Below are 6819 nucleotides of genomic sequence, written 5' to 3'. Positions count from 1 at the left end.
TTCTGCTGATGTTCTTTTGGCACCCCCGGAAACTGCACTGGGCAGCCCTTGGCTCTGTGACCGTGTTCATGACGTCCAGTGCCGGCGTCGGGGTTTATGTGGTGTCTCGTCCGAACGACCCGCGCTGGTCCGGCACTGAAACCCTGACTGCGCCATCGTTGTCAGATACTCCGGTGATCGGGCGGTTCATGGAGCCGCTCGACACATTCCTGGGCAGCGTGGTGGGCGGCATCAATGATCTGCGCGCCTTCCAGAACGCTCTTCCCGTGGCCTTCGAGTTTTTCACCATGGCGGGGTGGGCTGTGCTCACTGCCGTACCCCTGGCATTCTTCGCGATGTTGGCCAGCGCTGCCGAGTACAGGCGAAGAAAGGCAGAAGTCACCAGGTACAAGAGCATCGTGGAGGAACTCCAGAAGCAGCTCGATGATGTCAAACGGTTCATAAACTACCCGCCGGCCTCCGAATCGAGCGAAGACGACGATCAGGGCACCTCGTTAAGTGACGACAGCCAATTCCATGCTCGCCGCGGTCGCGGAGCTGTAAACCGCCGTTAACGGGACAACCCGGATCGCGTTTCCCACCTGTCCGTCGGCTGTCACTTACCCGTCATGTTTTCTAAGTCCTGCAAGGGGCTCTTGAGGGACAACCGCCGATAACAGCGCATATGTCTCGTTGCCGGTCGGTATCAGTTGGTGGCCGGCCCGTCGGCGTAGCTCCCCCGGGTGTCCCGTCTCATCTAAGTTAGATGAGACAGCGGTCCAGGGGCGCTGCCGCGCCGTGGGGGTTGAAAGTCTGCCCGTCGCGTTCCGGGGATCCGTGGAGGCCTGACGGGACAGCGGAGGCAGCGGGATAATGCAGGTGTCCGCTGCGGCCCAAGCGCCGATTGTCCTTGGTACCGCCTGCCGGTCCGTGAGACAGCGTGGCGCGGAGGCCTTCCGCGGGAACCGTGGACTGTTGCCGTTGAGCACGAGTGTTAGTTTCCTTCTTTGTTTCCCTGTCCTTTCCGCAGCTGACACTGACACAACCACCAGCAACACCCCCAAGGGAGGGTCCCATGGACATCGTGCATGAGCGTGCCGCCGGGATCGACATCTCCAAGAAGGACGCCAGGGTCTGCATCCGGGTCCCGGGCAAACGAGCCGGGACCTTCACCTCGACGGTGACGACCTGGGGGCCGACCGCCGCTGAAGTCCTGGCCCTGCGCGACTTCCTGCTCGAGGCGCGGGTCACCACCGTGGTGATGGAATCGACCTCGGACTACTGGAAGCCCTTCTACTACGTCTTTGAAGACGTGCTGCCGGTGGTCCTGGTCAACGCCAAGGCAGCCCGCAACATCCCCGGCCGCAAGACCGATGTCTCCGACGCGGCCTGGCTGGCCCAGCTGGGCGCCCACGGGCTGCTGCGGGCCTCGTTCGTCCCGCCGGAGCCGATCCGCCAGCTGCGGGACCTGACCCGCGCCCGTACCGCGGTGGTCCGTGAGCGAGCCCGGTGCATCCAGCGGCTGGAGAAGTTCCTTGAATCCACCGGCATCAAGCTCTCCTCCACCGTCACGGACCTGACCGGTGTGTCCTCCCGTGCCATGCTCGAGGCCCTCATCGCCGGCGAACGCGCCCCGGTGGTGCTCGCGTCCCTGCCCGGGGCCCGATGCGCAGCAAGACCGCGGCCCTGACCGAGGCCCTGGTGGGCCGCTTCAGCGACCACGATGCGTTCATGGTGAGGATCTACCTGGACCAGATCGACGCCCACGGCAGGACCGTCGACGCACTCACCGAAAAGACCGAGGAGGCAATCGCCCCCTTTCGCACCGCACGGGACTTCCTGACCACCATCCCCGGGATCTCCAACACCGTCGCGGACGTGATCATCGCCGAGACAGGCGCCGACATGGCCGTGTTCGAAACCCCCGGCCGGCTCGCCTCCTGGGCCGGAGTCTGTCCCGGCTCGAACGAGTCCGCCGGCCGGGTCAGATCCTCCAAAACCCGCCCCGGCAACAAACACCTCAAAGGCGCCCTGGGCACCACGGCCCTGGCCATCTCCCACACCAAGGACACCCACCTCGGCGCCCGCTTCAAGCGGATCATGGCCCGCCGCGGCAAACCCAAGGCCATCGTCGCGACCGAACACGCCGTCCTTGCCGCGGTCTGGCACCTGCTCGCCCAGGGCGTCTGCTACGAAGATCCCGGTCCCGGCTACTACACCAGGCAGGACCCGGCCCGCGCCAGGAACAACGCCATCAAACGCCTCAATGACCTCGGCTACGACGTCACCCTCACGCCGGCCGCCGCAGCCTGACTCACCCTACTTTCGTATTAGGACACCGGGGGAAGGGCTTGGCCATGAAGATATTCGTTCCGGATCCGTCAAATCCGTCCCCGGAGTACCTGCGGTCCATCGGGGCGGCCGGGCTTCCTGCTTTGTTGAGAGCTGTGCCCGGGTCGGGGTGACAGAAAAGTCTGCACGGGTGGCCGGGTCAGGCGTAGCGTGGGGAACATAGTTTTTCGCAGGGAGCCTTGGTGGAACGCATCGATGTCGGCGTGATCCGTCTGCGGATTCTGGGCGACCGGGTCCCGGAAACCGCCGCGGCCCTCGCCTATTGGGAAAATCATCTGGACCCTGCGGGGGAACTGGTCTTCCCCCACAGTTTCAAGGGTACTCCGGTCGACCGGCACGGCCCGGTACGGACCGCCCGGTACGTGGCCCAGTTCGTCTCAGCCGAAGTGACCGGGCTCAGATGCCCAAAGTGCGGCGGTATCCTGCCCCCGGTACCGGTTACATCCCGCGCCCAGGCGCGCCGGGTGTGGCAGGACCGGCACAACCCCGACACCGGGACTGGTTGCCCGACCTGCATTCAACGGATCCGGACCTGGATCAAAGCCGCCGATCACGGCCTGCCGGCGGGCATCAGCCCGCAGACGGTTCTTGCCGCCGAGGCCCTGCGGCAGACCGGCGCCTGGGGCGAGCATATTGGCGGACAGGCCCTCATCGAGGCGCTGCCGTGCTCTGACGTGCAGCTGCTCGTGAACGACGTGCTGGTTCCCTGCGCGGCCATCGGAGAGGAGGCGGTCGATTTTTCGGCCGATGGAAAATCCTCGTTCTATCCCTCCAGAATCATCTGGATCTTCGCCGGAGACGGACCACCGGCCCAACGCCTCCGGGTTTTTGAAAAACAGCTCGATGAACGGCTCGGCCGCATTCTGACCAGCTCCTTCGAAGACATCGCCCGTGCCGCCGCCCGGTGCATCGAGGACGAGGTCCTCAATTACCTTGAAGTCAAGCTCCTTGAGCGGGACTGGCCGCAGCCAAGCGACCGGGATAAAGCCTGGGTCCGTCAGCTGGTCAATGAGCACTGGGGCCGGCTGGATCTGGCAGCGTTCTGCACCTTGATCGAAGCGGCGTTCCGCAAAGCGGGCAAGGCCAGGCTGCGACAGAACAGGATCGGCCTACAGCCGGTGACCAGTTACCTTGTCTGTGGGTTCTACACCGCCATCGAACAGACCGTCACCGGCCGGTCGGGGCCGCGCACCTATGAGAAACCGGCAGATCTGGACTATCTGCCCCGCACAGTGGCCGTCTTCGGGTCCGTCCTCAGACTCGACATCCTCCACGCCCGCCCCGAAGACATTGAGCTGCGGCGCCCCGCAGCCGCAAATGGGGACCTGCGGACCCGCATCCTGCATGTCATCGAGGTCCTCCAGCCCGATCTCAGTGACGAGCACTCTGAACTGCTGAACAGGTTCGCTGAGGTCTACTGCCGAAACGCGCTGGCCATGAACGACAGCGATGCCTTTACCGCCGCCTGCAACGGCCTGGCCTACCTGACCGGCGCGGTTCCGGCCCCGGTGCTCACTGAACTGCGCAAGGCCCTGACCGCCATACGCAACGCTGCAGCACAGCGGTAACCGGCCCCAACGCCTGGCTGGACCTTCCTGCGCCCCGCCAAGCGGTCCCGGCACAGGGCAGCCGCTGTGTTAAACAGATCGGGGGTCTGGCGTTGCTGCCGCCAAGGCCCCCCGGTCCCGTTGCTCCGCCATAGCGGAGTCGGTAGCGCACCTTCCGGAATTACCTCCGAGCGGCTATCCCGCTGCTGTGCGGGACCGCACCGTGCGCTACGCCATTAAATTACTGCTGCCGCACGGTGCAGACAAGAGGGCGCGTTGACTCATAGAAAACCTCCGCGTAGCGGTATACGTTGCCTCATTTGAAATCCTCCGCCTGGCGGCGTGGTGGACCGGTGTTGGCGGCCGATGCCGGTTATGCCCGTTTCTATGGAGCTGACGATGGCCCAGCGGCAGGCTGTGACGAAGAAGAAGGCCCTGGCGTACCGGGGCGCTGACCGGGCCGGCAAGACCCGGATCCTGGACGAGCTGGTCGAGCTGACCGGCTGGCACCGCGATCACGCCCGGGCCGCGCTGCGCCAGGCGCTGGTCCTGAAGCCGATGCGGCCCAGGCCCGGCAGGAGAACGGTATACGGTCCGGAGCTGCTGCCGGGTCTGATCAGGTGCTGGGCCGTGCTGCGGTTCCCGGCCGGCAAGCTGCTGGCCCCGATGCTGCCGGTGCTGGTGCCGCTGCTGCGCCGGGACGGGGAACTGGATGTCACCGACACGCAGGCGCAGCTGCTGATGGCCATGAGCCCGGCCACGATCGACCGAAAGCTGGCCGCCGAGCGGGCCAGGATGCTGCCGCGGGGCCGGTCGCATACCAAGCCCGGCACCCTGCTCAAGTCCCAGATCCCGATCCGGACCTGGGCCGAATGGGACGACGCGGTGCCCGGGTTTGTGGAGATCGATCTGGTCGGCCACGACGGGTCCAACGCCTCGGGCGAGTTCTGCTTCACCCTGACGGTGACCGACATCGCCACCGGGTGGACGGTGAACCGGGCGGTGCGGAACAAGGCCGCCAAGTGGGTCTTCGAGGCCCTCGAGCACGTCACGAACGTCTTCCCCTTCCCGATCATCGGCATCGATTCGGACAACGGGTCCGAGTTCATCAACGAGCACCTGCTGGCCTACTGCCACGCCCGCAGGATCACGTTCACCCGCTCCCGGCCCTACAACAAGAACGACGGCGCCCACGTGGAGCAGAAGAACTGGGCCAGGGTCCGGGAACTGGTCGGCTACCTGCGCTACGACACCGAAGCGGAACTGGCCAAACTCAACGAGATCTGGGAACTGGACCGGATCTTCACCAACTACCTGCTGCCTCAGCAGAAACTGATCGAAAAGCAGCGCCACGGGGCGAAGGTCACCCGAAAGCACGATGCGCCGGCCACGCCCCACCAGCGCGCCGTCCGGCACCCGAGCGTGCGCAAACACCTCACCATCCGGATGAACGCCGCCTTCAAACGCATCAAGCCCGCAGCGCTCTCACGCCAAATCCTGGCCCTGACCGCCGACCTGGAAACACTCGCCCTCGCGAAGAAACCCGCAACCCTCAAACCCATCAACAGCGCCTGGAACCACACCCCAAGAACCCACCCATGATGCACTCCCGGCCATGACCTCATCCGGAGAAATTCAAATGAGGCAACGAATCAGTCTTCCCGGAGGTATTGCAATGAGGCAATAGGTAACCTCTGTCAGTTCTGATATGTAGGTTCGGTTGTCAATAGACATAGGTGAGCGGCTTCCGGCTCTTTGTTCCGGAGGCCGCTCCTTGTGTGCCGGCCGGAGGTTAGTGGCAGCGGGGCGAGTCATGGTTCGACTGCATGGTCAGACTGATATTCGCGGGTTGGCTACCGCATGACGATTATTCGGCCGGAGCGTGCCGGTGTCTAGAATCGAGCGTCAACGGTGTGATCCGTCTGCTCATAGAACCGTCCCGGGTTGGCTCCGCGTGCTTGCCGTGTCACTGCCGCCGCCTGCCGGGGGCACGTTCTTATCGGTCATGCTGCCTTCATGGGTTCTCCCTGCTGCAGGGGCGCGGCCAGCGACCAGCACCAGCCGGCCAGCTCGCGGGCAATGGCCGTGTTGGCCTTGACCGGCATCTTGTGCCGGGCGTCGAAGTGCTCCCATTTCCGGTGCAGCCGCCGGTTGCCTTTCAGGGCCCGGATCCGGGTGGCCGGGTCAACCAGGTCCAGCTGCCGCAGCAGCCGTACGCCGGGGCGTGAGTAGGGGCGGCGGTGCTGCCAGGCCGCTTCAACCAGCAGTCTCCGGGCGTAGGTGCTGCCGGCTTTGGTGATCGGACCCTGATGGCGGGACTGTCCGGAGGACTGCTCGCTGGGCACCAGCCCGAGGTAGGAGCCGATGGAGGAGCCGGTGAAGCGGGTCCAGTCTCCGATCTCGACCGCGAGTCCGAACCCGGTGGTGGTCTGGATGCCGCGCAGGCACATCAGCGCATTGATCACCGCCGCGTACCGGCACTGCGCCGCCGTTGCGGTCACCTGCCGGTCGATGCGCCGCAGGCGTGCGGCGAGCAGTTCCGCCTGCTCAACGTCGGCCTCATAGGCGAACTGCAGCACCGGGTCCTCGAAGCGCTGCCGGTGCAGCCACGCGCCGTGTTCCTGCGTCCATTTGGTGTCCTTCGGGTAGCGGATGCCGTGGCGCAGCAGGATGGCGTTGACATGCTGGCGGGCATGCGCGAGGTCCCGGGCCGCGGCCGCGCGCAGCCGGGACAGATCCCGCAGCGCCTCGGTTGCAGCATCCGGGATCCGCACCTCGGTTACGGTACCGACCGCGAGCATCTGGGCCAGGACCCAGGCGTCCCGCCGGTCTTCTCCGAACTAAGAGTTTCAAGGATCTTTGCCAGTGATCACGGGCTTTTCCGGTCGGTGGACGGGGTGTTGGTGCGGCCGGCGGATTGGGCAAAGGTTGGCATGCCGAG

Annotated in this window: 3 protein-coding genes and 2 pseudogenes; 4 read left to right on the top strand and 1 reads right to left on the bottom strand. The window is 65.3% G+C overall.

What is annotated here, in order from left to right; genetic code table 11:
• From AC5RVV_RS16895 to AC5RVV_RS16880, 4 genes and pseudogenes are all read left to right on the top strand, one after another.
• Nucleotides 1–554 (top strand): hypothetical protein (locus AC5RVV_RS16895; RefSeq protein WP_494002546.1); only part of this gene is annotated, 554 nt, incomplete at its 5' end.
• A 500-nt stretch (nt 555–1054) separates the two neighbouring features.
• Nucleotides 1055–2292, top strand: a pseudogene (locus tag AC5RVV_RS16890) (IS110 family RNA-guided transposase).
• A gap of 503 nt (nt 2293–2795) precedes the next feature.
• A complete protein-coding gene (locus AC5RVV_RS16885) occupies nt 2796–3899 on the top strand; it encodes a hypothetical protein (protein WP_494002545.1) in 1104 nt (367 codons plus the stop codon).
• A 366-nt stretch (nt 3900–4265) separates the two neighbouring features.
• Nucleotides 4266–5480 (top strand): DDE-type integrase/transposase/recombinase, encoded by a 1215-nt coding sequence (locus AC5RVV_RS16880; RefSeq protein ID WP_494002544.1) that lies wholly within the window; start codon nt 4266–4268, stop codon nt 5478–5480.
• Nucleotides 5481–5881: 401 nt separating this feature from the next.
• Here the strand turns inward: AC5RVV_RS16880 and AC5RVV_RS16875 are convergent.
• Nucleotides 5882–6697: pseudogene (locus tag AC5RVV_RS16875) on the bottom strand (IS110 family RNA-guided transposase); the annotation flags it as partial.
• Nucleotides 6698–6819: the final 122 nt, after the last annotated feature.

The organism is Arthrobacter sp. MDT2-34-1 (assembly GCF_059091365.1).
This window is presented reverse-complemented; position numbering and strand designations above follow the sequence as displayed.

Coding starts and splice junctions, on each gene's coding strand:
- AC5RVV_RS16880 (WP_494002544.1), top strand. CDS start 4,266: ATGGAGCTGACGATGGCCCAGCGGCAGGCTGTGACGAAGAAGAAGGCC.